At 52.3% G+C, this 25284-nt stretch carries 26 protein-coding genes; 11 read left to right on the forward strand and 15 right to left on the reverse strand.

The genetic code is table 11. The features are described 5' to 3' along the window. Nucleotides 1–498 precede the first annotated feature (498 nt). The 9 genes from CAG02_RS13495 to CAG02_RS13535 form a co-directional block, all read right to left on the reverse strand. Nucleotides 499–915, reverse strand: coding sequence for a TetR family transcriptional regulator (locus CAG02_RS13495; RefSeq protein WP_085709500.1), 417 nt, complete (start codon nucleotides 913–915; stop codon nucleotides 499–501). After that, nucleotides 912–2783 carry an integrase gene (locus CAG02_RS13500; RefSeq protein ID WP_085709501.1) on the reverse strand — a complete coding sequence of 624 codons (1872 nt, stop codon included), beginning with the start codon at nucleotides 2781–2783 and terminating at the stop codon, nucleotides 912–914. Before CAG02_RS13500 ends, CAG02_RS13495 begins: the two co-directional genes overlap by 4 nt. Beyond that, nucleotides 2780–4459, reverse strand: a complete 1680-nt coding sequence (locus CAG02_RS13505) for a hypothetical protein (protein ID WP_085709502.1) — start codon at nucleotides 4457–4459, stop codon at nucleotides 2780–2782. Before CAG02_RS13505 ends, CAG02_RS13500 begins: the two co-directional genes overlap by 4 nt. After that, entirely contained in the window at nucleotides 4459–5604 is a 1146-nt protein-coding gene (locus CAG02_RS13510; protein WP_085709503.1) for a site-specific integrase, read from the reverse strand. The genes CAG02_RS13505 and CAG02_RS13510 overlap by 1 nt, the downstream gene beginning before the upstream one ends. A 1113-nt stretch (nucleotides 5605–6717) precedes the next feature. After that, nucleotides 6718–6993, reverse strand: a complete 276-nt coding sequence (locus CAG02_RS13515; RefSeq protein WP_085709504.1) for a helix-turn-helix domain-containing protein — start codon at nucleotides 6991–6993, stop codon at nucleotides 6718–6720. A 642-nt stretch (nucleotides 6994–7635) separates the two neighbouring features. Beyond that, nucleotides 7636–8247, reverse strand: a complete 612-nt coding sequence (locus CAG02_RS13520; protein ID WP_085709505.1) for an HAD family hydrolase — start codon at nucleotides 8245–8247, stop codon at nucleotides 7636–7638. A 936-nt stretch (nucleotides 8248–9183) separates the two neighbouring features. Next, nucleotides 9184–9612, reverse strand: coding sequence for a response regulator (locus CAG02_RS13525; RefSeq protein ID WP_085709506.1), 429 nt, complete (start codon nucleotides 9610–9612; stop codon nucleotides 9184–9186). Nucleotides 9613–10043: 431 nt separating this feature from the next. Then, nucleotides 10044–10361, reverse strand: a complete 318-nt coding sequence (locus tag CAG02_RS29560; protein WP_139831871.1) for a hypothetical protein — start codon at nucleotides 10359–10361, stop codon at nucleotides 10044–10046. A gap of 80 nt (nucleotides 10362–10441) precedes the next feature. Then, nucleotides 10442–11299, reverse strand: a complete 858-nt coding sequence (locus CAG02_RS13535; protein ID WP_085709508.1) for an SDR family oxidoreductase — start codon at nucleotides 11297–11299, stop codon at nucleotides 10442–10444. A gap of 674 nt (nucleotides 11300–11973) precedes the next feature. Here CAG02_RS13535 and CAG02_RS13545 point away from each other — a divergent pair. Continuing rightward, nucleotides 11974–12261, forward strand: coding sequence for a hypothetical protein (locus tag CAG02_RS13545; protein WP_085709510.1), 288 nt, complete (start codon nucleotides 11974–11976; stop codon nucleotides 12259–12261). Between the two features lie 40 nt (nucleotides 12262–12301). Here CAG02_RS13545 and CAG02_RS13550 read toward each other — a convergent pair whose 3' ends face one another. From CAG02_RS13550 to CAG02_RS13560, 3 genes are all read right to left on the reverse strand, one after another. Beyond that, nucleotides 12302–12538 carry a hypothetical protein gene (locus tag CAG02_RS13550; protein ID WP_085709511.1) on the reverse strand — a complete coding sequence of 79 codons (237 nt, stop codon included), beginning with the start codon at nucleotides 12536–12538 and terminating at the stop codon, nucleotides 12302–12304. 262 nt (nucleotides 12539–12800) lie between these two features. Further along, nucleotides 12801–13049, reverse strand: a complete 249-nt coding sequence (locus CAG02_RS13555; RefSeq protein ID WP_085709512.1) for a DUF6555 family protein — start codon at nucleotides 13047–13049, stop codon at nucleotides 12801–12803. 414 nt (nucleotides 13050–13463) lie between these two features. Further along, the gene (locus CAG02_RS13560; RefSeq protein WP_085709513.1) at nucleotides 13464–13649 is read right to left on the reverse strand and encodes a hypothetical protein; all 186 of its coding nucleotides are present in this window, start codon (nucleotides 13647–13649) and stop codon (nucleotides 13464–13466) included. A 799-nt stretch (nucleotides 13650–14448) separates the two neighbouring features. On the opposite strand from CAG02_RS13560, the gene CAG02_RS13565 reads away from it, so the two are divergent. Then, the gene (locus tag CAG02_RS13565; protein WP_085709514.1) at nucleotides 14449–14667 is read left to right on the forward strand and encodes a hypothetical protein; all 219 of its coding nucleotides are present in this window, start codon (nucleotides 14449–14451) and stop codon (nucleotides 14665–14667) included. Nucleotides 14668–14907: 240 nt separating this feature from the next. Here CAG02_RS13565 and CAG02_RS13570 read toward each other — a convergent pair whose 3' ends face one another. Further along, nucleotides 14908–15432, reverse strand: coding sequence for a hypothetical protein (locus tag CAG02_RS13570; RefSeq protein ID WP_085709515.1), 525 nt, complete (start codon nucleotides 15430–15432; stop codon nucleotides 14908–14910). A gap of 190 nt (nucleotides 15433–15622) precedes the next feature. On the opposite strand from CAG02_RS13570, the gene CAG02_RS13575 reads away from it, so the two are divergent. The 9 genes from CAG02_RS13575 (at nucleotide 15623) to cydB (ending at nucleotide 24011) form a co-directional block, all read left to right on the forward strand. Then, nucleotides 15623–16993: an iron-containing redox enzyme family protein gene (locus tag CAG02_RS13575; RefSeq protein WP_085709516.1), complete on the forward strand. Its 1371-nt coding sequence runs from the start codon at nucleotides 15623–15625 to the stop codon at nucleotides 16991–16993. A gap of 16 nt (nucleotides 16994–17009) precedes the next feature. After that, a complete protein-coding gene (locus tag CAG02_RS13580; RefSeq protein ID WP_085709517.1) occupies nucleotides 17010–17948 on the forward strand; it encodes a class I SAM-dependent methyltransferase in 939 nt (312 codons plus the stop codon). A 119-nt stretch (nucleotides 17949–18067) separates the two neighbouring features. Next, on the forward strand, nucleotides 18068–18292 hold the full coding sequence (locus CAG02_RS13585) for a hypothetical protein (protein WP_085709518.1): 225 nt from the start codon (nucleotides 18068–18070) through the stop codon (nucleotides 18290–18292). A 188-nt stretch (nucleotides 18293–18480) separates the two neighbouring features. Further along, complete coding sequence (locus tag CAG02_RS13590; RefSeq protein WP_085709519.1) at nucleotides 18481–19605, forward strand: sensor histidine kinase KdpD; 1125 nt, start codon at nucleotides 18481–18483, stop codon at nucleotides 19603–19605. 410 nt (nucleotides 19606–20015) lie between these two features. Further along, nucleotides 20016–20264, forward strand: a complete 249-nt coding sequence (locus CAG02_RS30045) for a DUF6555 family protein (RefSeq protein ID WP_085709520.1) — start codon at nucleotides 20016–20018, stop codon at nucleotides 20262–20264. Nucleotides 20265–20267: 3 nt separating this feature from the next. Beyond that, on the forward strand, nucleotides 20268–20429 hold the full coding sequence (locus tag CAG02_RS29820) for a hypothetical protein (RefSeq protein ID WP_170931596.1): 162 nt from the start codon (nucleotides 20268–20270) through the stop codon (nucleotides 20427–20429). Nucleotides 20430–20920: 491 nt separating this feature from the next. After that, nucleotides 20921–21298, forward strand: a complete 378-nt coding sequence (locus CAG02_RS13600) for a Rho termination factor N-terminal domain-containing protein (RefSeq protein WP_085709521.1) — start codon at nucleotides 20921–20923, stop codon at nucleotides 21296–21298. A 322-nt stretch (nucleotides 21299–21620) separates the two neighbouring features. Then, nucleotides 21621–22994: a cytochrome ubiquinol oxidase subunit I gene (locus CAG02_RS13605; protein ID WP_085709522.1), complete on the forward strand. Its 1374-nt coding sequence runs from the start codon at nucleotides 21621–21623 to the stop codon at nucleotides 22992–22994. 15 nt (nucleotides 22995–23009) lie between these two features. Beyond that, nucleotides 23010–24011, forward strand: a complete 1002-nt coding sequence (gene cydB / locus CAG02_RS13610) for a cytochrome d ubiquinol oxidase subunit II (RefSeq protein WP_085709523.1) — start codon at nucleotides 23010–23012, stop codon at nucleotides 24009–24011. Here the strand turns inward: cydB and CAG02_RS13615 are convergent. Continuing rightward, nucleotides 23993–24526, reverse strand: coding sequence for a cupin domain-containing protein (locus CAG02_RS13615; RefSeq protein WP_085709524.1), 534 nt, complete (start codon nucleotides 24524–24526; stop codon nucleotides 23993–23995). The two genes, cydB and CAG02_RS13615, sit on opposite strands and share 19 nt — an antisense overlap. 51 nt (nucleotides 24527–24577) lie before the next feature. Further along, on the reverse strand, nucleotides 24578–25054 hold the full coding sequence (locus CAG02_RS13620) for a hemerythrin domain-containing protein (protein WP_085709525.1): 477 nt from the start codon (nucleotides 25052–25054) through the stop codon (nucleotides 24578–24580). Nucleotides 25055–25284: the final 230 nt, after the last annotated feature.

The raw sequence follows: 25284 nt of genomic DNA on the forward strand, positions 1-25284 counted from the left end.
CACCTGTTCTGGAGCCTTGGTAACAGTTAGGTCACATTTTTTGTAGAGTAATCAGGCTATTAGCTCTGCTAACTTTTTTGCTGAGACCAGGGCTGCGGGTGACGAAATATACCAATCCGATCTTGGTATACCTATGCGTGGTAAAAAAAAGGTGGGCGAGTCTCTGTCTAGATATACAAAGGCTTACAGTAGTTAGGGAGGTGGAGCTTACTTGGAAATAGTCTTGTTGAGTTGCTGTTTTTAAGTTCACCATTGCGCTGGAGTGTTCCGCCGATCACAATATTGAAATATCTTTTGTTTTAGATGGTTGTAATTTTTATAGCGTATTACTTTAACGCTATGTGCGCTCGCTAGTTTTTGCAGTTGTTGTTTTTGTTAGGAGCAAATGGTAACGAAATGTTAGGCTCATGGTAGAATGTGTTGCGCGATTGCTTGTTGTTGAGGATTAATTAGATGATCCTGGTTGTCATGATGTTATTTGGTCGAAATGGAGGGGTGTTAATTTTTGTCAGAAGTTTTTGGAATGATTTTTATTGCTTTTGAGCTGGCAAGCTCAGCTTTAAAAGCGAGATTGGCGGCTAGCAACTCCTCGTTAATTGAAGCAAGGTTAGCTAGCTTTAAAGTCAATTCCTGCACTTCTTGTCGCAGCATTAGGTTTTTTTTTCGCTCCAACTGCAGCTCTTTACGTTTTATATCGCGTTGATTACGACTGGCCTTACCTTGGACATTGCGTACTGCTTCAGCAATTTTCGGGTAGTGGTTGTGGATAAGTGAAGTTGAGACTTCTGCTTCGCGTGCCACGGCAGCGACAGTGAGTTTGGTAGCCCCGGTTTTTGAACGGCCGTGCAGAATTCGCAGCAGCGCGAGACGTAATTCCTTCTCGCGAAGTTCCGATGGTTTACGGGCGTTGGTCATGTTTCGTTTTCCTGCGGATCAAAACCCAACAGCTTCAACACATCGCGGCAACGGTACATGTCACGTAAGACACGTTGGCGGCCAGCTTCACCAATTCCGCTGCTGTTAAGTAGTTCCTTCAAATTTTTATAAAGATGTTGATGAATTAACCTATGGCGCTGGCCAATTACCGCGTTATCACAGTTCCCACAGCGTGTCTTTTCCAACGTGTTACCAATGCATCGATTATCATCAGCGGTGCACCATGCATGACCATTGTGGCGAATAGCGGTACTTTCGGCTATTGCTTTTAGCATTGCATGTCGGCTTTTGAAAATCATCAGGTTGGCAGGGGTGCGTTGCCAGCTTTTAAAGTCAGCCCCGTAACCGCCGGCCAACATATCTTCATCAAACCAAGAACCAACGACGTCAATCTTGATTCCTTCTAATTCGGATTGAATGTCATCAAACAACTCTAGATCCAAGTGCTGCCCCCAGGTTGAGTCCATCGCATAACCTAGGGACATGTCCATCCCCCAGTGGGCGAAATGGTCACGTAAGTAACGCAAATCGCCGAACTTACTGTGGGCTACATAATTAGCAAATTTACGCCTGAATTGATGAGTGCCAAGCTTCCAGTCAAGTCCCAGCTCATTGGCGAATTTTTCAAGGTGCATGCGCCAGGCTACACAAGTTAAGGTGCGTACCTTGTTGTCTTTCTCTCCGAGAAACAGCGTATGACGATGTGCCTGGAGATTGGTAATGAGCGGATTGTAAGGGTTGCTTTTTTGTAATTTGCCAATTTCATTATCGAGTAAAACATGGAAAGGCGCAGACCAGCGCTCCATTAACCGCAACACCTTTACCCCAATCTCAGGAATCATCCAGTCGTGAATTCCAGCATCGGTCTTCTCCGATCGAGATCGCATCCAGTGGTAGATCGTGCCTTCGTCATCTTGTGTACGTCGATGGGCGCCTATCTTCAAGTTGGCTAATTCATGATTTCTGCATCCGGACGTACTCGCCAGTATGATGTAGCAGGCGGTTCTCAATCTTAGTAACGCTTTGTTAAACGTTGTTAGGCGTCCGTCGGAGCCTCGTTCAAGGAGATGCCTAGATTTATCCTGCCAAATTGAATGAGAATTATGATTGGTTTTATTTTTAGCGATAACTGCAAGCTCGTCACGTAAGTCTAGCAGAGAGCTTCCCAGTTGAACCAATTCATAGGCTCGTTCGAACAGCGTGCAAAACACTTTGTCAGGGATAAGTGGCGTTTTGCAAATTTGTGAACCACGCCCGGCAAGTCCCGCTATTGCGAAGGGAGAGGATTCTGGCCAAGGGTGCTGCGGCATAGAGTCCTCGGTAAACTGGCTCAGTTCATATAGCGCTTCGACGTTCAAGAGCCTCGCGGCTAGCCCTTGTTGTGATAACGGTTTGTTACTACGTTGCTTTTGACGGTGTGTTCTGCAAGCTTCTATGTAGCTTTCGCATACCGCTGGAGTGACGTCCTGCAGTTTTTCAATGTTCAGACTAACTAAGTAGCGTAGAAATAGCTGAATATTAATTAGGAACTTGACTAATGTAGTACCTTTTGGTGGTTGCGTACCTTCGCGACCGCGTCGCATATAACGATACAACACAGCTTTCATCACGGATCTGAACGAGTGCGGTACAAGAGTGAAATCCAATCGCTTAGAATGCTCTCCCACGTTGCTTGTAAAACCGTCAACCTGCCAGATGTCATCGCCGTAATAGCTTGTAATCACCCAACGCCCATTGACTTGGATAGCATGTACGATAATTGAGTCACGCCTCTTCTCAGTTATCCCTCGAAGATCACTTGGCTGTGAATCAATTCCTGTCCAAGATGAAATTAGTTCATGGATCATGAAAAGATATCCAACACAGGCAAGACGTCAGTGGACCAAAATGGATGTGGTTCTTCACGAGCGCGCTGTCTTGCGGCTTCGACGTTAGCGGGCTTGAAAATCCCTCGACGGATTCCTTCGGCTATTATGTAATCGTCAATCAACCGAGGAATATGCGCGTAGTCGCGCGTCCAACGACGTTTGTCCATGCGCGTGCGCTCTTCATAAATACGAAAGTAAAAACTAAATAATTTGTACAAGTCCTCCTCGGTTACCGCGTAATGCTTGCAGCGTAGACAACTTAGAAAGTCGAAACACACTACGCCTTCAAGTTTTGTACCAGACCGACCGGTCTCTGTATCACCACAATGGCCCGTTGGAATGGGTTTGTAAGTAGCTCCAATGGTATAATTAAGGAGTTCCTTTACAAGTATTTCGCCCATGAAACGCCAATTGTGCCGTGCGTTCTTTCCTGGTGCCAAGTAATTGCGATCGGCTACTTTTGGAGTGTTTCCTAAAGCGATAGCCGTTGTAATCAAATCCCCTTCTAACAACTCGAAGATACGGTTGGCGAATGTTTTTCGCAGTCGTGAAACATTTAGATGTAAGGGTTGGCCTTCAGTGTCGGTCAGTTTATATTCGCTAACTAACAATTTTATTGCCCGGTCCAACGTGCCATTACTCATACTGACGATTTGCCCGGCGCTTGGACCTGTTTGAGTGTGGTGCAGCCACACCCGTTTTTTTAGTTCGCTAGGGGCATTAGCAACCAGCGGTTCTGTCAGCGCGATCACTCGTTCAATAAGCCGTTTTAAGTTGGTTCTGACAGTAGGAGATGATACCTGCAAGCGTTCAGCCAAGCTGTCGGTGCGCAGGGCCACCTTGCTGGTATTACGCCCACGCCGCTTCGGCAACCATAGGAAAACAGTATTTTTCTTAGGATGGTTCTTCAGGCAGTCGCGTTCCATTTCCAAAAGCGAAGTGGTGTTGCGACCAGTATGCAGCGCGATAATTAAGACTACATATCCCAGCAACATGCTGGTTATTGATACATCATCACGCCAAATCGGCATTACCGCCTGCTTTAGTGCTGAGGTGAATGCCTGACGTTGAAGCTTGGGTAAGGCAGTTTCACCAGCATACTTACGATTGCTATTCGGGAACGGATTGCGTGGAAAGGTGGCATTATCGCCGAAGGTGATTAAGGGGAACAGCCCGCGTCGACCGAGTGCATGTAAGACAGATTTAGTATGGCTATAAGAGTTTTTCTGGTAATTTGAATTAAATCCTCGAAGGCGAAGAAATCCTAAATAACTGTCAATCAAGGAGCGATCAATGTCCGCCAAGGTAAGGGAACGGTTGAGTGCCGCTGCGGTTATTACCATGAAATCTAAAAAAATATTTAAGCCAGCACGACAGTAGCTGGTAACACTACTTGCCTCTATCTCGCCATCCTGTCTTGCCAGAAAACGCTCGATCTGGCGTTGGCAGGAATAGGTAATATAATCGATACCTGCACCGTACCATTGCGCAAAATCAAAATTTCGATAACTCGTAGCGTTGCGCTCAAAGACGACGCTAGTTTGAAGCGGTGGAATTAGCTCCGGCTTAATGACGGTTTGCCCCATGGCATCATTGGTATGCTCGATCTGCGGGATGCTTATATCCGTCTTATAAAAAACCTTTCGTTTCCCCATTACACTGTTTCCAAGCTTGCGTTCAGCTCATCGTCGTAGGCGAGGACTGCGTTGTCGGCCATTTCGTTGACCAAGTGGAGGTAAACCATCGTCGTATGAATTGAGCGATGACCAAGTTGTCGTTGCAAAAATACAAGTGGATCAATGCTGTCGCGCGTTTTTTGAAGGGCTATGAGTGTATGCGTGGCATAGCTATGTCGCAGAATGTGGGGGTAGGCCTTAATACCGATACGGATCCCGAGATTTCGCACAATGCGCTCTATTCCTTTACCATCATCTGCGAACGGTTCACCAAACTGGTTTAGAAATAATTGTTTATGATTGTTGTTATTGAGCGAGGCACGTTCGCCCCGTATTTGTACAGCGTACCGGTGTAACTCTAAAAGAAAGCGGCGACTGATATAGATGTCACGTGGCTTACTGCCTTTAGTCAGCATGCCATTACCATCGTGTGGATTCAGGGGAATGCGGACGTTACGCTCTTTTCTATTTGAATTAACCGCGTCGAATACGTAGATCAACGGAAAGGAAGCGATTTCCTCTCGACGTAGGCCTGTCTGAAGCCCAAATCTAATCATCATCCGATGATGTGGATTTTTCGCTGCAGCTAGCAGTGCTTTGATTTCATGCATGACTAAGAATTTGGGTGTTGTTGAATGCTGGCGCGGCATGACATCGATTGATAGCCTCCTACCACCACTAGCATCAATATGTGCGAGATAGCCGGGGGCACGTTTAGTTATCCGCTCTTCATAACTGAAAGGGAGTCGGTCTACCCATCCTTGGTGCTGTGCATACTCGTAAAATTTGCATACATAAAGCAGCCGTTGGCGAGTGGTGGAGCGGGCGAGTTGGCACTCTTCCAGGCAGTAATCTCGGTAGGCTGCCGGAAGACTTTTGGCTTCACCTCGTTCAACATCACGCCAGTCGAGATCATGCGCCTGGAGGAAACTAAAGAAGTCATACAACGCTCGGCCAATGCTTGGCCATGTTTTTTTTGAAGCTATAGTTCCACGCTTCAAGTAATAACGAAAGAAGCTATTGGCGGGATTGCAACTATTCATCGAATCCCACAGAAGTATAGGAAATCCTGAATACGAACGACCGGACATTATAAAGGCTTCTGTTGACCATGTAAGTTCCATGGCTGTCTCCCAATAGAATTTGTTTTTAAATTGATCCGCAATTTTTTATATAAGTGCCTTTTCTTAAGGTTGGTTTGGCTTTGTCGATTTCAAAGCTCACTGTAATGCTGTAATCGTATTGCTAACCGTATTTTAAGTAGCGTAGGCGTATCCACGAAAAAATGGTAGTTTCCGTAGCTGATATTTTTTTGGGAGGTGAGAAACGAGGCTCTCGTACATATTTTGCTATATACTTGTATATAGTTTTCGGTAATCTGAAGAGGTATGTCGTTAGTAAAGTCTGAATATTTTCTTGAAAAGCTGTTGGTGTGGAGGGCTTAGCTGGGTCCAGTCTAATTGTGCGATGCCGATAACATTAATTGCTTTGTGGTCTTAATGCTGTGAAAGTGGGGACTCGGAAGGCTTTGGAAGTAGTAGTCGGTGAGGATCCGTTTGAATAGGAATGGATGCATATAGATGCGTGGGTGTGTTAACCGGTCATTCGGCACATAGCTAATTTCTGTGGTGACAGAGAGGAAGCAACGATACAGTCGTAACACATCTGGATTTGAGTCGGAGTGGGGTGGCAGATATATAACGCTCATCCAATTTTCAGAGGATATACTGCGTGTGATAGTAGTAGTTATTGGAAGAGATCCATTTCCTCGTCCCATAACTCGAGATGATACCCCGATAGAATTTCGGCTAGTTCCCCAAAGGGGATTTGTCGGTCGCCGGAAAAAATACAGCCTGCTTTATGTTGATCAAGAAATGGCTTGCCAGCATCAGATAGTTTTTGCTGTCCTCCACAAGATTGACAGCGCACGTGTACACCTTCCAGCTTCCATCGTTTGCTCCATTGGACTATTTTCACTTCGACAGATCGGTTTAGTTGCCGAACCTGGTTTGGTCGACCTTCACGTGCGAAATCGTCTTGAAATCCCATAATTACCTTCATTTGATGTAGTCGGTCATATTCCAGCCGTTGCTAGTTCTTTGCGCACTATAGGTTGTAGCTCTATAGGATTCAATGCGCTACGGCAGTCATGGTTTTACACGACTCGGATGAGGGAAAATGGGCATTGAGATGAAGAGCGAAGATCGCATGTTAACGAGCCTCGGGCGGTGAAAACACTATCCGATCTCAGAGAGATCCGAGCGGATGCGATCCAGAATTGATTCTAAATTGACATCATCTTTTTGCATATAAGATCGGATTACGAGGGTGGCAGGATGTACCCCAAGCACGCTGGAAATATCGTCTATTTTTTCTAGGGTTGGGCTTTTTAGCCCGCGCTCTAGGGTGCTGATGTAGGTTCTGCTGCTTACAAGATAGAAGTCTTCTTGCGTACGATGCTTCTGATTTCTGAGCGTTTTCAGTGCCGCCGCAAACGCCTGTTTTAGCTCCATTTTCGTACTCCAAAAATGGAGTCATCAGGCCTTCATGATCACTATAGGGCTACAATCTATAGTGTTCTTTTTGTTTAATTTGTCATGCAACACCATTGCCAACAAACAGCGCAAAGGAGAAAAGCGATTGAGAATAGAACCGGATTTTTTATAGCTTCCAAGCCTTTGTGCAGTCCCGATACTGCGCGTTCATCATTACGTGAGTGCTCAATGGCGAGATTTACATTCATATGTGCGCTTCGAACAGGCTCAACCACCCCTCCGTGATACGTTATTTATATGTTAAAGCTGCATTTTGTTTACATCTGTCCTACGTGGTAGCGATATTCGCTTAGCATTCAGCAGTAATCTCACTCCTGATCTGATCCAAATGTTCAATTGTAAATTCGGAGCCCAGACCACTGACGCGCTCGATCAGATCGTAGTCAATTTGCATCATCGCGATTGAATCTGTGCCGCCTGTTGGGACTGATTGGGCAGTGGTTCCAGCGTGCGTTCAACGCCGGCTTCGGTTTTGTGTGCGTGATGGCCGTGTCGTAGATCGAGCCTGTGTAAGGTTAAACCGGGCTGACGGTCTGCGACATACCGAAGAAGGTATGCTCGGTTTGCTCGATGTGGAAGAGGCGAGGCTGGGTTCAAACGTCAGCGGCTGCGTAAAAGGGCGTCGGCAAATTGCAGCAGAGACGAATACCCATTGTCGCCCTGGCGGTCGAGCCAGAATCCTTGCATACCGAATGCGCTGGGACCCTCGCAATCACAGCGTCGTGAATCGCCGATCATCCAGGCCTCGCCTGCTGCGACAGACACCAACTCTAAGGCATGACGGTAGATCTCGAAGGAGGGCTTGATGGCACCCACGGTGAAGCTGTAGCTATAGCCGTCTAACCCCGGATAGAGGCGTTCGATGGCGGTGGCATAGGGTTTTGCTAAATTGGAGCACACCACCACCTTGACGCCCGCCTCCTGCAGCATCTCTGCTGCCGCGAGGCCATCAGGGTAGGCCTGGATCTCGGCCAATTCACGGGCAAGCTCCGATTCCCATTGCAGCATCAGGCCCGGAGCGACCTGGACGCCAAAAAAATCTGCGGCTTGGCGCAGGTCCATTGGCAAGCTCAGTAGATGTTCCGCATCGCTGGATTGAGGACGGCGGCCCTGTTCAATGCCGAGTTTAAGCAGTTTTCGATAGGGATTATGGCCTTCGCCGATTTTCACCAAAGTGCCGAAAGCATCAAATATAGCTGCCCAAACCCGCATACCAACGTTCGCTCGCGTTAAGGTGGAGAGGTGTCGATCACAATCGCCTGCGACCCAGACACGTGGTGGACGCTGGGTGGCGGCAGAGTCACCTTCGAGACCATAGCTTAATCATCGGTCTCTAACGATTGATAATGATGTGGGTCTACTGGTCAAGCGAGTTGTTTACCCGCTAACGGTCCCACCGGCTCCAGTGAGTCTGGAGGTGATTTGAGAAGAGCAATCAGCTGAAGATCGAGGCGGTTGATCACATTAACCCGACGCGCCATTTGTTCAACTCCTAGTGGTTGAGTGCTTGAGTGTTGCCCATACTCGGCGCTTTTGTTCTTTCTGCGCATGAATTTAACCCTAATTCAATATCCTCGCGGCAATGGTTGTTTCTCGCGCCAACTGCAACGCTTCACCGTCTAGAAATTCACCATAGTAGTCTCGCAGTTCATCGGCCCAACTGGCCACCATCTGCCACTGAGCATTGCCTGGCTTGCTCCGCATCATCAAAAACTACGACTAGCTGATGCTTGAGATTCGTTTTCATACTGGATTGTCGTCTTCAGTCAGTATCGAACTATTGATGATGCATGGCCGCGCTGCGCCTGCGCCAGCGATATGTAGCCAGTCATTGAAACGCTGCCTTGCTCGCTCCATCTTTTTTGATAGCAGATCAACTGATAGTGATTCTCGTGAGCGTCCATTTTGGTTGGGCGCTGCTCTTGGTGAGCGTCTGCTTTTGGCCGAAAGCGGTCAGTCGTGAAGTTCGGCTATCGGCCATAGGCAGACGCTTCCAACATTTCTGATGAAGCAGGCCGTCACTTAATCTCATTCGTTGAGAGCGCCCTACCAATTCCACCCTATGACATAGATAACTGCAACGACCCACAGAATGGTCAGTACCACATGGATTGTGGAAAAAGCAGCGTCGCTCATGGCATGCACCCTCTAGTCTGGTTGAACGATCAAAGGGAGCGGGTGATTGGGCTGGAGCTGAAGGAGAGCTGCAATGCATGCCACCAATTGGTCTGGCGACCATGGCTTTTCCAGGTAGACCGTTTGACCTGGGAGAGACTCAGGGTCCAATGCGTAACCCGAGGTGAGTATCGCGCGCGTACATGGCCACTGATTTCTAACCATCGATAGAAATTCAGCGCCTTGAATTTTGCCCGGCAAACCGTAATCCACGATCACCATTGGGCAGAAGGCGTGAGGTGCTTGAAGATACTTTAAGGCATCGTCAGCTGTGGCAAAACTGGCAAATTTCGCACCTATCTCCGATAAGATATCGGACAACAGTAAGCGGATAATTGGATCGTCTTCGACGACTAAGATAGTGCCGGAAATGGGCAGCATCGCTTCCCAATTTGCGTTCATCGTACTGGCCCCAAGAATGGTAGGCCGCAGGTGCGACGAACGCTGAGAATTAACAGCTTAGACTCATTTGCGAGACCTCGCTACGGCAAGGAAGCGACTATTGCTTGAACGAGGACATGTGCGGCGTTTGCGCTCTAGAGATGCTTGAGCGCGTCACAGATTACCTTCAGATCATCCCAAGGCTGGTCCTGGTTGGCAGACTGCGAGCACCCGGGATCGTGCATGAAGGGGTCTATCCGATTCATTTCCGGTTGGGCTGCCTAGCATGTCTTGCAAAACACGACACCGCCCGAAATCCGCCAGCGGGCATTCCATTCAATCAGGTTATCGCTCGCCGACATAAGCCACCGTTTTAGAATCTTCGCTCCCTTCTGGTTATAGCATTGCGATCGTAATTCTATGCTGAGAGTGACGAATGGTGTTCGGGCACCTCAACGACCGGCGAGCAGTTCAGGCTTTGGGAGCATCGTTACTACAGGAAAAGGTCGGGGGCGGTGATCGGTCGTTGCATCATCCGCAAAGTCCTCATTCACCAATCGAAGATGCTCAGCAGCCTCCTGGAATTTTTCCTCTGCCCTTTGGCGCAGGAGGTGGTATTGCTCAAAAGTATCGATATTGGGGTGGGCTTGACTGATCAGATCATGGGCTTGGGCGTTCAGCGCGTGCGCCTGCCGCACTATTCGCTCATTTTGTTCCAGAGCAAATTTACGACACGCACGGGCCTGGATCTGTTGAAGGCTGCTTTTCATGGAGCGATTTCCTTTGAGTTGGTTACTTAGAGGGTGCGGGCCAACAGCCACTACACCCGTTCCGGCAAGGATGTCGACGTTCAGAGAATCGGTTTACCTCCCGTTACCCCAAATCGCGAACCGGAAACGTAACTCGACTCATCGCTCGCCAGTAACACATAGATCGGCGCCACTTCGACCGGTTGGCCCGGGCGGCCTAGCGGTGTCTGTTCGCCAAAATGACTCACTTCATCCGGAGGCATGGTCGAAACAATCAGCGGGGTCCAAATAGGTCCCGGCGCGACGCTGTTGACGCGGATGCCTTTCTCACCAAGCAATTGTGCGAGACCCGCTGTGAAATTGGCGATGGCTCCTTTGGTCGTGGCATAAGCCAGCAAAGTCGGCTTGGGCGCATCGGAGTTTATCGAGCTGGTGTTGATGATTGAACTGCCTGCTGACATGTGCGGAACCGCTGCCTGACAGATCCGGAACATCGCTGTGATGTTGATATCGAAAGTCCGGACCCACTCATCGTCCGAGATGTCAGCCAGGTCGTGATGAGTCATCTGGTAAGCGGCGTTATTCACCAGCACGTTGATTCGTCCAAATTGCTCGACTGTTTTACTGACGATGTCGCGGCAATGCCGCTTCTCTGCCAAATCACCCGGCAATAACAAGCACTGACGACCGGCTTGCTCCACCCAGCGTGCAGTTTCCTGGGCGTCTTCATGCTCATCCAAGTAGGCGAGTGCCACGTCCGCCCCTTCACGGGCAAAAGCGATGGCCACAGCCCGGCCTATGCCACTGTCCGCACCGGTAATCAACGCCACTTTGCCGGATAGGCGGTCTGAGCCTCGGTAACTTTCTTCCCCGCTATCAGGGTAGGGATCCATGGCCCGTTGCGAGCCAGGGACAGATTGCTGCTGAGGGGGAAACGGAGGGCGGGGATATGAGGGCATCTGAATAACTCCCGAGAGTGGCTGGCATTGGCTCGTCTTCCCCCGGCCTAACGGTGGAGAGAGGACACTTCATGGAGTTGAGAGAACGGGGCAGCAATTAAAGTTGATAATTGTTTCCGTTTCCGCGACGAGTGGTCCGCGCTGACCTTCCGAAGGGCCGCTTCTGATCAAAAGCTACCTGCCGATGGGCGCGCCTATCTTTCGCAGACAGGCTTGCAAGTGAGAGCACCGCAGGTCGATTTTTCATTGCCCGCTCATCTGTTCGAACGCATTCGGTGACGCCCCTAGCTTCCAACGAATACGACCCAGTCTTTCTGGGTTTTTATTGGTGAGGTGGTTATGTTTACCGAGTCGAATTACGAAGACCACACGCAAGCTTCTGTTCCTTCCAAGCCTGAACCTGGAACTGATGAGCCGGCACTTGATCCTCAAGATCCCAACAAGTACGACCCTTTGAAGAATCCATCCGATGATCGTCCAGAGGACTGGAAGGATCCCGCGGAGCGAGTGACGCCAGAAGCGGATGAGGAGACGCCGCTATCTGATGACAGGAGATAAGAGAAGCCCGGCAGATAGCCGGGCTTTTTTTTCCAGCCATTCGTCAACTGCTGGGCACTCATCATGCGGGGTGGTTTCTCACGCTTACGCAAACCTGCGAAACACGGAGAAGCATCATGGGCAGTGACGAAAATGCTCTTGGTAAACAAACGCAGCGGGCCGTGCTGCACACGACGGATAATCAAACCGGGCAGGCCCCAACGCGCGATGAGCCCGAGGTGCCAATGCCACCCAATGACGAAGCGCCAATAGAGGAAGACATGTCCGACGTCGAGGCGGCGAATTCGGTGTCAAGCGAGCACCCTGAATCTGGTCGCGACGCTGGCACAGCGGATGCCGACGATCAGAACCGGGCAAAAGAGTCACGCAATGGGCCGGCACGTGATCCTGAAGCAGGCGCCTGAGGCAAAAGCATCCCTTCGCCCCACCGCGCGCGGGAAGGGTCTACTTCTGCTTGCTGAGCTTGGCCCTTGCCTCATCCCAGGCCTTTTTACCCTCCAAAACCTTGGCATCTGCGGCGTTTCTCGCGTTCTGAAACTTGATCATCGCTTCAGGTGATTCTGCTGCATGGGTCAACAGTTCATAGGCGATGGCATTGAGCCGATCCGCTTCTTGAAAAAGCTCATTACTGCGGTCGGTCGCTGCGTACCAGTCGGACGTCGTGATTGAGCTGCATTTCATGTGTCCCTCGTATTCGCTTCAGTTGCGCCTTGTCGATTTGAAGAGCGCCTTTGTAGGGTGGACTCTTAGGGTATTGCCAGATTCCATTCGAACTGCGGTTTGGGGTCGATCGGCTGGGTGACTTTCCAAGCAAATTTCGACTTTCTGTCGGTGAAACACCTTACAGAGATGACAACGTCGGACATAGGAGGTCTTCTCTGCGGTGTAGATTATTTTTGTAACGTGTGATCGGGTCGAGATTTCGGCTTCACTGCCGCGCCGTCTAGATTTCTCCCCATGTGACGGCGGCGGATGAACGCCACTTCACATCGGTGATGCCGAATCGTTCCGCCATGGGTTTTGAAAAGCGTTTGAGAGGAGGGCGCCCCGGCTTCGGTATAGGGGCAATGCCGGCGTCGCAGCTTGCCCATTGCCAAGCCTCGGCGTTGTTCATCAGCTTGGTTCGAATGACGAAAGACTTCGACACACCATAGAGGTCGTACTCAATGACATAAATATCCGCTTGGCTCACAAGTCCGCTCCTGTTGGCTGATGAGCTAGTGATATTTGTGGTGGGAAAAGATTCAAAGAATTGTCTGACAATTCATAATTGGCTGATTTGAATCACGCCCCTGCGTGGTATTCACTACTACACGGCGCCTCTATTTCCGCTGGGGCTTTTTCCTGGTGCCCTGATGGGGAAGCCCCGTGATGCCAAACGAATCAGATACGCGGGAGTTGGCGCTTGTGTGGAGGAGCCAGCAAGCCCGACTCCTCTGTGCAGTTGCGCGGTCTTGTGCCGTGGCTGCGATTCGGATCACCTACGGCGGTGATACTCGTCGCCAGGTGTTTTCTGAGTGGCGAACATCCGCAATATCACGAACCCTGGGACTGACGCCAAGCGACCAGGTCGGACGCCTGAATAGAGGAGCCCCAGCGAGCATTCCTATGCTTCGATTTGCTCGGGGCAGTTGAGTTGCTCATTCAGCTCTTGGCAATGACTTTCTGCCTGTGCAGCTTGTAGGAAGTTCTGATTGATCGCCTGGCCCGTACGGACATCGACGACACGATAATAGAAACCGTTCAAAACGCCGTTGGCAGGTCTCTTTTGCACGATGAACATTTCTTCCATGCCGGCACTCCTTTTAATCAATCTTTACACCCTAGTAGCTTGAATTTCATTTTCCAGTGAAGCGGATGAGTGGGGTTTCGCTTTATCGATTACCGATCCGCACCTTACCGTGAGAGCTTGCGCCGTGGCCTAACACCTATTCCGGAACCAGCTTTCGTGATATTTCGCCGTTGAGCCTCATGCACTCGGCTTCGGCCGCGCTGCGTGATGCATAACAGTTTCCCAGTCGACACTTATTTTCGTTGTCGTAGATATTGAAACTGAGCTGATCGATTGAGCGATAAGAGGCGGTCGCACGATACGACGGACATGACCTGAAGGGATCTGTCGGAACGACCGCATATCTAAAAGTCACGGCGTGTACCTCAGTAAACGATGCAGGTCGGATCGTTATGCGTAGCTGGCCGTTCCCTATGAGTCAACGCCAACGGTGGATATCCGATGAACAGTCGGTTGCTGATTGACCTTCACAACTCAGGCTCTCTCATGGGCAAACCAATACTACCCAAGTCGCTGCTTGAGCTGTCTGCTCCGCCGATTCCATGCAGCTCGGCCGCTATTACGGGAAGGGTACTGGGTAGACTGCTTCAGCTGTCCCTCGAATTCTCAAAAAAGCGAGACAGACAGTCTCTTGGTCGAACATTTTGAGCAATCATTCATCTGAGCCAATCCGCGGTCGTTTCAACCATAAGTGGACAGCATCAATGAATCCCGGAAAGTTTGTTAGGATTCGAATGATTACCGCCGACCAAACGCGCGCCCCCAACTATGCTTGGTCTTTTCGGCTGGAGTCGATGCCATGTCCCACGAATACTCGTTATCCGACCTTCTGGAAAGGATGTATCAGAATCAACTCGGTCTGGAGGCTGCTCTGATGGAGCTAACTCTTCTTGTTGAACAGCAAGGCTTTACGGACGTTGGAGACAACGTTCGCAGCGCACTGTGGGGGATTGGTGAAAACGCCGGTCACATCAAGCAGGGGCTGGCCAGGCTAAAATCGAGGAGCAAGGATAACTAAGCCGGACGGGAAGAATATTGGGAGCCGCCCGTTCTATTCGTTCCATTTACTTACTTTCATCGCAACCGACAGTGGACGATACGGTACTAGCCATTAAGAGCCCAATGTCTCACTTCTTGGAAAAAGGCCTGAGCCGGATTTTAAAGGCATTCCTGGCAATGGTTCTTCCGAGGGAAGTTTCAAAGCAAAGCCCTTTCTAAAGTATCGTTCAGCTCATCCGCTAGGAGGCAATCGCTGCAGTCAGGCAACTTGGATAAATACTCCCCAGGACCCAAGTAGGACCCAGAATGACGCAAAAATCCATGGCGTACGGACCGAGAACAACAGGGCTTTTCGGTAGCCCTTGTGCGTTGATTCGCGCTCGCAGAACAGTGGCGATTCATCATAGGCCATACCCATCAAGGGCTCGCTACGTAACAGCTCGCTCTGCTTGTAGTACCAGTGGTCGATGATGTCGTAAGCGGCGCGAATGCCGGGCCATGCATTGAGTGAACTCAATACGCCCAGTAGCGCGAGAAAGGGGGGCACGACGAGGGTGAACAGCTTGCCCCACTCTGGATTGAGATTGCCCATGCTGGAGGCGAAGGCAATGACCAGAAACGACTGAGCGGCGAGGTAGGCGTCGGTTCGATTGGCCAGGATGCTGGTCTCGTACTGGATCTCCCGGCGGTAGAAATCCAGCCGTTCTTTCGGCGAGCCGAACATCTTGGCGTTATGTTCCGTGAGCTCGCTATCACTGGTTTGACTCGTCAGTATTCTTGGCACGAGAAGCGTCCTGGTATTCGCATTCGCAGACCATTGGGAGACATAGGTCTACGAAAGGTTCACTTTGAGCGCTGACCTGAAGTGCGCTTCAGACCATGCTTGTGCCTGCGAAAATAAAAGGAATTTTCCTTCGTGCATTTCCTCTCCTGTCTATGACGTCCGATCTGCGGTTCCTACGGGGGAGAACTTCATGACATCGATAGAGTGCCTGAGCGAAACACAAGTCGCATCTCGTGATGGGCTAACCCGATCTAATCGCGAGATCTATGAACTGCTGCTGAAGGAAGAGCCTGAGGCAGATGCCGTTGCCTCAATGTTTCTCCAGCGAAACCTGGCAAGTACCAACACCATTGCCAATGAATTGCCAGAAGATCCGGAGCAATTGTTTGCATGGTCGCAAAGCCGTTGCGCCGCCGTTTCTGAACAATATGCGTACTATCTCGGGTCACGTCGAACTGGGGCAGGGCGCCAGTATTTCCAGAACAAATCCCATGCCCTGTACTTTTTGCAGCATGTCGGCCCAACGAAACTGGTCGATGGCGCCTGGTTGGCGGGGGTGCTGCAACACGTGCAGGACATACGCTTCGATCACTTGCTGGAGATTTATCTCGAGGAGTTGGGTGATGGCGTGCCGAGCCAGAACCATGTCCGGATCTACCGTCAGCTACTGACCGAGCATGCCTGCGACGATCTGTCTGGCCTGGGTGATGAATGCTTTCTGCAAGGCGCGCTCCAATTGGCGCTGGGCCGTTGCGCCGATTCAATGCTGCCGGAGGTCATAGGCTACAACCTCGGCTATGAGCAACTGCCGTTACACCTGCTGATCAGCGCTTACGAACTGCAAGAACTGGGCATCGACCCACATTACTTCCGCCTGCATGTGACCATCGATAATGCCAGCACGGGGCATGCTCATCGCGCGGTCCAGGCGCTGCACGACCTCTTGCCGCCGGGGGAACAGCGGGCCGCGTTCTACAGGCGTGTAACCCAGGGCTATCGCTTGAACGACCTTGGATCAGGCTCGGTAACCGTCATTCAGGCTTTCGACCTGCAGCGCGAAGTAAAAACAATGCTGGACCGCAAAGCCGTGTTCGGCCGACATATGCATTCCGACTACTGCCGGATCGAAAATCGCACCGTCAATCAATGGCTGGCCACTCCAGGGCAGATGGCGGCCTTTCTTGATGCATTGATCCGTAAAGGCTGGATCAAGCGAGGTGAGGATCCAGTCGAAAGCCGTTTCTGGCAGTTGATCGACGGTAGCCCTGCTGTGATGTTCGGTGTGTTCAGTAGTTACGAAAAACAACTGATGCATGACTGGATCGCCGACGGGTGGCAGAACACTAAACAACGCGCACGAGCGCCAATCAAGGCCGTCGATGATCTGGCTGAAGCAGTCAGCGATAGTGAAACCCAAGCCTTGCAAGCAGCTCTGGAAGCGCAGTCACCGGTTGAACAGATGAAAACGCTGATCCCATGGCTCGCACCGCAGCGGCATTGGCGTCCGGCAGGGCTTTTTGCCACCCGCCGCTTCATTGAGCTGCGCAAAGTTCTTCGCTGAATATTCAGGAGGCCTCATGTCGGTACAGCAGCGAGTCGACCGTGAATTGATCGAGCTGGGTTTGCGCTTGCAGAAGGACGGTTACCGATTCACCACCCCGACACCGTTGACGCATGAGAGGGTCTTGCAACGGGCGGATAGGTGCCTAGCTAAGGATCTGCGTGATGTTTTTGGTTGGTCGATGCTCTTCGATCAAGGGCTTTTCGGCACCGAACGATTTCAAGCACTGGAATGCGCGGGAATTCTCGAACAACAAGACGGGCTTTGGCGTAGCACCGTTCGCTGGTCATCGTTGAACGATTTGCTGTTTGTTCACTCGTCTTTTCCAACCAAACAAAATGACGCAGTGTTTTTTGGGCCGGACACCTATCGATTTGCCCGGGCTATCAATGCCTACCTGCAACAGCGCACGACACCAGTCAAACATGCGGTAGACATCGGCTGTGGCGCCGGCGTCGGCGCGGTGCTGATTGCCCAAGCTTATCCGCAGGCTCAGGTGATCGCGGTGGACATCAATCCGCAAGCGCTGCGGCTGACGGCGGTCAACGCCGAACTGGCCGGCATGGATAATATTGCCATTTACTACAGTGATCTTCTGGCCAGTGTCGAAGGGCGATTCGACCTAGTGGTGGCCAATCCTCCATACATGAACGACCAACAGCAGCGCGCCTACCGCCACGGCGGTGGTGCCTTGGGTGAAGCGCTGTCGGTGCGTATTGTGCGCGAGGCGCTGCCACGACTGAGTCAGGGGGGGACGCTTCTGCTTTACACCGGCGTTGCCATGGTCGCTGGCGCGGATCCTTTTCTGGCGATGATCGGATCAATGCTGGGCAGTGACTTCAGTTGGACTTATGTTGAACTCGATCCGGATGTCTTTGGAGAAGAACTTCTAAAACCCGAATATGAAAAGGTCGAGCGCATCGCGGTAACGCTGCTAACGGTCAGTCGAAACTAAACGAGACTTAGTAGTCAGCCGAGCAGCAACCCTCCTCAGGAAACCGCTAGTCGCTCAATGGGAACGTGGAGAAAGTACCTCCGTCAACTGGAAATATAAGCTCAAGAGGTCTCCTCTAAATGTTCGCCGAGAAAAAGAAAAAAGCGCTGACGGAGTGGCTGCAACTGGCAAGGAATCCCGAGCCTCAAATGTCGATTGAGGAACAGTATGGCGAACTCCTAAAGATGGCTGACGAAATGGAAGAAGCAGGACTCGTTTCAGCCAGGGAGTGGAGACAGCTGATCCGAGACGCTGGCACCATTTTTGACTACGAGAGAGATAGTTTTGAGAGCGAAATGAAGTGAACGGCCGCAGTCGACCACAAGCGATCATCCAGATATTCAGCGTTCACAATCCTCCTTTGATCCGCTAGATATTGTGGCTCATCACGCTTAGAAACATCCGGTCTAGTCGTATCTTTATCTATTAACCTCAGTGTCCTAGGCTTGCAGATGCGCCTCCGAGCGTGATCTTTCAGCGGCGGGAGAATGGCATGAGGCTTTCGACGTTCATTTTTTCGAACATGGAGTCGATCTTGGTTGAGTGGGAGCATTTCGCTCGGACGGTGGTCACTCCTGTGCCAATTTCGGATCAGAAAGGCCTCAGGAATCACGCTCAGCAGATACTTCATCGCGTTGCATCGGACATGCGTAAGTTTCAGACAGAGCAGGAGCAAATCGATAAATCGCAGGGCCGAGCGCCATCAGAAGATGAAGAGACACCAGCGCAAACCCACGCCGTACTGCGATTGATGGACGGCTTCACGCTTGACCAGATGGTTTCGGAATATCGTGCGCTGCGTTCAACGGTACTAAGGCTGTGGATGGCTGAAGTGTTTTCGGGTGAACGTCACCAACTGCAGGACATGATCCGTTTTAATGAAGCAATAGATCAGGCATTGGTTGAGTCCATTGCCTCCTATGGTCGAGCCGTCGAGACCACGCGAAAAATGGTATTGGGCGTACTTGGTCATGATTTACGTAGTCCTTTGGGTGCCATCATGATGTCCGCGGATTTGCTTCAACAGTCCAGCGAAAACACCGATCGGAATTCGCACCTGGCGAACCAAATTGGCGTCAGCGTGCGCCGGGCCAATCAGATTGTTGATGACTTGCTGGATCTTGCACGGTCCAACCTCGGTAATGGAATTCCGGTAAACAAGCAGAAGATTGACCTTAGCGCCGTTTGCCAATCCATCCTGGCTGAGGCCGCCGCTCGCTTCCCCGATACTCAAATAGCGCTGACTGACACCGCCATCGTTGTAGGCCAATTCGATCCGCTGCGGATTGAACAGGCTTTTTCCAACTTGGTGAACAATGCTGTTCAGCATGGTGACCGTCATCAGCCTATTCGAGCATCATTGAAAAAATCTGCAAGAGAAGTGCATTTCACCGTACAAAATTTTGGTGATCCCATCCCCATAAGCGCAATGCCTTTTCTGTTCACGCCAGAAGGGCGTTACTCTGCGTTTGCCGAGAACGAAAACGGGCCGTCAGCGGGCTTGGGGCTAGGACTGTTTATCGCCGCAGAAGTCGTGAAAGGTCATGGCGGAGAAATAGGTGTCGAGTCATCATTAGAGCTGGGTACGACGTTCACTGTGACGCTTCCTCTTGCCTGATCTAGGCGGCACGCAGGCCCCGTGCGTTTTAATGCTTGATCTCACCAAGTAACCCACTCATCGACGTGAGTTGTCGCTACCCGCCGCCGCGTGAAGATCTTCCCAAGGCTTCATTCCAGTATGGGCGTTGGGGCAAGTGGTCGCATGCTCAAAGGCGGCACCTTTATCGCATTCGGCTTGAGTAGCGCCACATCCCCTGCAAACCACCACCCCGTTTCGCAGCCTCCAGCGTTGGCTCCACGAAACAAGCAAGTCAGCCGCTGACATAGGATTGCTCCGAAATCTGTACGGTCTCTCGAGGTTTGTACAATAAATTTGGCGTTTGTTTCAACGATGTCAATTGGTCAACAAATGTTCTGAATTATTTGCGCGCTCCCATGATCCTCTGCTTATGAGCATCGGAGAGTGTCGTGAACAAAATCAGTTCGTGGATAGTTGAATACAAGTGTCACGGCGTTCCCACGTCTTTCGTAATTCGTACCGGCGAAATGAATAATGCACATGCTTGGCATTGGGCGTGCTGTGATGCAGGAGTCGCTCCGCTACCCAAACGCGGCAAACCATCGTTGAAGCGCATGTCCAAGCCAATGGCTGAGCGCTTCGGGGTCACAGATGTCCTCTGGCGAGAACCTACTCCACTCGTATGGGACGAGGTTTAGACCATGAAGAATCCATTGACCAGTCAAAACGCTGACCGCAGCTGGGATGCGGAAATAGCACTCAACACGCAGATGTTTCGTGATGCGGACATCCTGTACGACGCTGCGTATCTGATCATCGAGGTCGGCACAACCAGTAGCGAAATCTGGCAGCGGTTTTCCTAAGCCAAAGCTCTAGCTGAGGAGAAAAGGAATGCTGCGTATCACGACTGGAGACGTATCAAACGGCAGATGGTGGACTGATTGTTATTGGCATCGCGCAGTCTGTTTTTTCTGTGCGAGCGCATGATGGTCAATTGCAGCCTCACACATGATCGGTTGGGGATGAGGGAGCCATGATTGGCCGGTTAGCGACCCGTCGAACATTTGTATATCCACCCCCAACGAAAAAACAAACCTTTGACCCATCTCGGACTCCACCATATAGCGACACTGACGTCGTGCAGCCTCCAGAGTAAGCCTATGAATACTCTATTCCTAAAGCAGATCAGCTTATCCCTCGCCTCGGGTAAGGCTGCGTTGCCAATAATGGCGGCGTCCTCGCCTGGGGCCGCCTATGCCTGAAATCATCCGTTATCAATGGCACATGCTCGCGCCTCTGTGAGCATAGCGATGATGCATGGAAAAACCGGTCAATCGAGAGGAGGTCAACCACTATGCCGCGTGGAGATAAAGACAAGTACACCGACAAGCAAAAGCGTAAGGCCGAGCACATCGAGGAGAGCTACGAGGCTAAGGGCGTTTCAAAGGATGAATCCCAGGCGCGCGCCTGGGCCTCAGTCAATAAGCAGTCCGGCGGCGGCGAGCGCAAGGGCGGCTCTGGACAGAAAACCAGCGAGACAGCCAAGAAGAAAGCCCGAAAGTCTTCTGGCAAACGTGCCGCCGCCACTCGCAAGGGGGAGCCGCGGCCCAGTCAGCAACTGGAAGATATGACCAAGGCCGAACTCATGGACCGAGCACGCAAGCACGGCATCGCGGGGCGCTCGACCATGCGTAAAAGCGAACTTGTCGAAGCTTTGCACAAAGTCGGCTGAGCCTGAAAGAGAGAGCGTCGCGTGCAGAGAGGGAGTGCCCCGGTGGACAAGAATGGGGATCAGTTCGGCCGAATCGACATCTTATGCTTATGCCACAGAGTCCCCTCCACTGCATTTACTCAACGGCCGAATACTAAAACCGGAAAGCGTAGGATTATTTAGAACGAGTAGAGTGAGCGGCGCGAATGGGCCTGACATCCCGCAGCTCTTTTTCAGGATAAAGTCGAGATATTGGAATCATCGGGCCGCTGAACAGGTCAACCGGCAAATGCATTAGCGGACGCCGTCATGCTCATTTCAGCCCATACCCTCGGCAAGTTTCATGAACGCGATTGATAGCGCCTTGATGGTCGCGCGGGCGCAGTTTGCGATCACCATCAGTTTCCATATCGTCCTGGCGGCGCTGACCATCGGTCTGGCGAGTTTCCTGATGGTGCTCGAAGCCCTGTGGTTACGCAGCGGCAGGGCTGTCTATCTGGATGTCTACCGCCACTGGCTGAAAATCTTCGCGCTCAATGTGGCGGTGGGCACGGCGTCGGGGCTGATTCTGGAGTACCAGTTCGGGCTCAACTGGTCGCGATTGTCGACGCAGGTGGGCGGTATCCTCGGCCCCTTGATGTTCTACGAGGTGCTGGCGGCTTTTTTCCTCGAGGCCGGTTTTCTGGGAATCATGCTGTTCGGCTTGAACAAGGTCGGCCCGCGTCTGCATTTCTTCGCCACCTGCGCCGTTGCGGCGGGCTCGCTGATCAGTGCGTTCTGGATTCTGTCCGCCAATTCGTGGATGCAGACACCCGCCGGTTATTCGATAGCCGCCGATGGTCGGTTCATTGCCCGGGACTGGTGGGCGATCATATTCAATCCGTCCTTTCCATACCGGTTCGTGCACATGACCCTGGCCACGCTACTGGGTACGGCCACGCTGCTGGCCGGGGCCAGCGCCTGGCAGTTGCTGCATGCACCCGAGAATCCAAGGGCCCGGCTGACCTATTCCATGGCGCTCTGGGCACTTGCAGCGCTGATCCCGGTGCAGATCGTGGTCGGTGATCTGCATGGCGAACACAGCCTCGAATACCAGCCGCAAAAGGTCGCCGCCATCGAAGGTACATGGACGCGTCCACCCGAGGGCGCGGGCGAGCCTTTGCGTCTGTTCGCGATCCCTGACATGGACCAACGGCGCAATCATTGGGAGGTGGAGATCCCGCGCATCGCGTCCTTGTATTTGCGCCACGACTTGAGCAGCACGATCCCGGCGCTCGATGAATTTCCGGCACAGGACATCCCGCCGGTGCCGGCAGTGTTTTTTGCCTTTCGGGCGATGGTCGGTCTGGGCCTGTTGATGCTGGGGCAGGGCGTCATCAGCTTGGTCCTACGTTGGCGCAGGCGCTTGTACGAAGCGCGCTGGATGCTTCGAGTGAGTGTCTGGATGGCGCCGGCGGGAATACTGGCGATGCTCTGCGGCTGGGTGGTCACCGAAGTGGGACGTCAGCCGTTCACCGTTTATGGTCTGCTGCGCACGGCCGACAGCCTTTCGTCCGTGTCCCGGGCGCAAGTCGTCAGCGCCACGTGGACCATTTTGCTGTTCTATCTGGCGACATTCGGGATCGGCCTGTGGGTACTGCTGCGCCTGTTGCGCCAGCCGCCCCGCGAGCACGAAGAAGGGCCGCAACCTGCTCTCGCTCGGGAAACCGGCAAATGATGAGGCTAGAAGCGCATGTTCGGTACTGACTGGCTGACACTACTCTGCGCGGCAGCAGTCGGGTTCTCCGTGCTGAACTATGTGCTGCTGGACGGCACGGATCTGGGCACGGGCATCCTGATGGGCGTGACTCACAGTCGTCAGCACCGCCGGGCCATGGCTGTGAGTATTCTGCCGATCTGGGACGCCAACGAAACCTGGCTGGTGCTCGGCGGCGGTGGCTTGCTCGCCATGTTCCCCAGGGCTTACGCCATTCTGCTGCCGGCACTGTACCTGCCGTTCATTCTGATGTTTCTGGCGTTGATTGCCCGGGCGATGGCGCTGGAGTTTCGCGATCATGCGCCCAATGACCGCATCAAGCGCGGGGTGGATGGTTTAATGATGCTCGGCTCGGTTGTGGCTGGCGGCTGTCAGGGGATCGTGCTGGGCACACTGGTACAAGGGGTACCCGAACAAAACGGCCAATACAGCGGTGGCGGTTGGGAATGGCTGGCCCCATTCCCGTTTTTTTGCGGCGCGGTGCTGGTGATCGGCTACACATGGCTGGGCGCAGGCTGGCTGTATTGGCGATGCGAAGGCGAACTTCAAATCCGCGCGCGGCGGCAGGCAAAGTGGTTGGCCATGCTGACCGTAGTCTTGCTGATCGTTCTGGTTGTCTGGACATCGACCCTTCACGGGCACTATGCGCAACGCTTGGGAAATCCTCTGGTATGGCTACCGACGATGGTGGTCCTGACGCTGTTGCTGGCCGGATTCCGGGCGGCCTTCGCAACCCGACGCGACTATCTGCCGCTGTTCGCCACCCTGGGCATTTTCGTCCTGGCATTCGCCTTGATGCTCGTCACCCTGTTTCCGCTGATCATCCCGCCGCAATTGACCTTGCAGGCTGCTGCGTCGAGCCCGGTCAGTCAGGTGTTCATGCTGACGGGATTCGCGGTGCTGATCCCGCTGACGCTGTTTTACAACACCTACGGTTTTCGTGTGTTCAGCGGCAAGATTCATCCCGCCGAAGATTGACTCGTCCAATACTCGGTCAACGCTCCAGAGCGGCCCTGAACAGGGTCGGTGGCGGGGAATGGCAGTGTTTCGATCTGCTGCAACTGAGCTTCGCTGGGCGACTCCCGGCGAATATCCGAATGCTGGCTAGGCGGGTAGGCGCCGACCACCAGAAAATCGTCGCTGGCATTCAGGCTGCAATGACCGGTGCCTGCCGGCAACAACAGGACATCGCCCGCGCTGACCATGAGTATCTGCCCGTCCGGGCCGCCGATCATCAAGCGAGCCTCGCCGCGGGCGATGCCAAGCACCTCATGGCCTTGGGTATGGTAGTGGTGATAGTCAAAGACAGTGGAACGCCACTGTGGCGGCCAACCGTTGTCGGCAAAGGTTTTCTCGAATGCCGACGCTGGATCTTCACCTTGGATGGCAATGACACCGGAATACACCAACACGGGCAGACGCGGATTGTTCGGCACCCAGCCATTGCGCGGTAGCAACAAGGCGTGCACCGAATCGGTTTCAGCTCGGGTCATGACTGCTCTCCCGAAAAAGGGCCTGATCGTCAAATCAGGCCCTGTGGCTGGTCATGCCGCTATATGGCTGGCGGACCATTCTTTTTTACAGGCGCTTTTCATGGCCTCCATCTGCTCGCCAAGTTCATCGAGCCGGGCTTTGCCGAGCAGTTTCCTGGCTTGAGGAAACATCTCTTTTTCCTCTTCCTCGATGTGGTGTTCCAGCAGCTCCTTGACGACTTTTACCCGGCCGGCGAACTCCGGGGTGCCGGGATCGGTTTCCTTGAGGTCGGGCAATACGAGTGAATCCACGGTGCGATGTTCTTCCTTGGCCTCGTAATACATCACGTCCTGTTCCTTGCTGCCCGTTGCCTTGAAGGCCGGGTAGAGGATTTCCTCTTCAAGGCGGGTATGGATGGTGATTTCCATCTCCAGCTTGTCCAGAAGCTCTACCCGTTTTTTGGTGGCCCGTTCGGTGGAATCGCTCAACTGGCCCAGGATGCCTTTCACTTTTTCATGGTCAGCTTTCAAAAGATCGATAGCGTTCATTTGGCTGTCTCCGGTTTAAGGATTTGCGGCTGGATCATTGTTATGTGCTCAGGCTTAGTCGCATTTAGCGTGCCATTTGCATCGCGGATATAAATGTCTTTCAAGTCAGTGACCTGAGGTACGACTCACCTGTAAGCCGGATTGCACTCTGCAAGATTCACCCTTTGCCGGTCTTGCAATCAGCCCATGCGTCACTGGATGGATGGGCTCGACATTCAGACGAACTTCGC

This window comes from Pseudomonas sp. R43(2017) (assembly GCF_002112345.1).
GTDB lineage: Bacteria > Pseudomonadota > Gammaproteobacteria > Pseudomonadales > Pseudomonadaceae > Aquipseudomonas > Aquipseudomonas kribbensis.

Bases quoted from the DNA above. Each gene is read 5' to 3' on its own strand.
- CAG02_RS13495 (WP_085709500.1), bottom strand. From the start codon at position 915: ATGACCAACGCCCGTAAACCATCGGAACTTCGCGAGAAGGAATTACGT.
- CAG02_RS13500 (WP_085709501.1), bottom strand. From the start codon at position 2,783: ATGATCCATGAACTAATTTCATCTTGGACAGGAATTGATTCACAGCCA.
- CAG02_RS13505 (WP_085709502.1), bottom strand. From the start codon at position 4,459: ATGGGGAAACGAAAGGTTTTTTATAAGACGGATATAAGCATCCCGCAG.
- CAG02_RS13510 (WP_085709503.1), bottom strand. From the start codon at position 5,604: ATGGAACTTACATGGTCAACAGAAGCCTTTATAATGTCCGGTCGTTCG.
- CAG02_RS13515 (WP_085709504.1), bottom strand. From the start codon at position 6,993: ATGGAGCTAAAACAGGCGTTTGCGGCGGCACTGAAAACGCTCAGAAAT.
- CAG02_RS13520 (WP_085709505.1), bottom strand. From the start codon at position 8,247: ATGCGGGTTTGGGCAGCTATATTTGATGCTTTCGGCACTTTGGTGAAA.
- CAG02_RS13525 (WP_085709506.1), bottom strand. From the start codon at position 9,612: ATGAACGCAAATTGGGAAGCGATGCTGCCCATTTCCGGCACTATCTTA.
- CAG02_RS29560 (WP_139831871.1), bottom strand. From the start codon at position 10,361: ATGAAAAGCAGCCTTCAACAGATCCAGGCCCGTGCGTGTCGTAAATTT.
- CAG02_RS13535 (WP_085709508.1), bottom strand. From the start codon at position 11,299: ATGCCCTCATATCCCCGCCCTCCGTTTCCCCCTCAGCAGCAATCTGTC.
- CAG02_RS13545 (WP_085709510.1), top strand. From the start codon at position 11,974: ATGGGCAGTGACGAAAATGCTCTTGGTAAACAAACGCAGCGGGCCGTG.
- CAG02_RS13550 (WP_085709511.1), bottom strand. From the start codon at position 12,538: ATGAAATGCAGCTCAATCACGACGTCCGACTGGTACGCAGCGACCGAC.
- CAG02_RS13560 (WP_085709513.1), bottom strand. From the start codon at position 13,649: ATGGAAGAAATGTTCATCGTGCAAAAGAGACCTGCCAACGGCGTTTTG.
- CAG02_RS13565 (WP_085709514.1), top strand. From the start codon at position 14,449: ATGTCCCACGAATACTCGTTATCCGACCTTCTGGAAAGGATGTATCAG.
- CAG02_RS13575 (WP_085709516.1), top strand. From the start codon at position 15,623: ATGACATCGATAGAGTGCCTGAGCGAAACACAAGTCGCATCTCGTGAT.
- CAG02_RS13580 (WP_085709517.1), top strand. From the start codon at position 17,010: ATGTCGGTACAGCAGCGAGTCGACCGTGAATTGATCGAGCTGGGTTTG.
- CAG02_RS13585 (WP_085709518.1), top strand. From the start codon at position 18,068: ATGTTCGCCGAGAAAAAGAAAAAAGCGCTGACGGAGTGGCTGCAACTG.
- CAG02_RS13590 (WP_085709519.1), top strand. From the start codon at position 18,481: ATGAGGCTTTCGACGTTCATTTTTTCGAACATGGAGTCGATCTTGGTT.
- CAG02_RS29820 (WP_170931596.1), top strand. From the start codon at position 20,268: ATGAAGAATCCATTGACCAGTCAAAACGCTGACCGCAGCTGGGATGCG.
- CAG02_RS13600 (WP_085709521.1), top strand. From the start codon at position 20,921: ATGCCGCGTGGAGATAAAGACAAGTACACCGACAAGCAAAAGCGTAAG.
- CAG02_RS13605 (WP_085709522.1), top strand. From the start codon at position 21,621: ATGAACGCGATTGATAGCGCCTTGATGGTCGCGCGGGCGCAGTTTGCG.
- cydB (WP_085709523.1), top strand. From the start codon at position 23,010: ATGTTCGGTACTGACTGGCTGACACTACTCTGCGCGGCAGCAGTCGGG.
- CAG02_RS13615 (WP_085709524.1), bottom strand. From the start codon at position 24,526: ATGACCCGAGCTGAAACCGATTCGGTGCACGCCTTGTTGCTACCGCGC.
- CAG02_RS13620 (WP_085709525.1), bottom strand. From the start codon at position 25,054: ATGAACGCTATCGATCTTTTGAAAGCTGACCATGAAAAAGTGAAAGGC.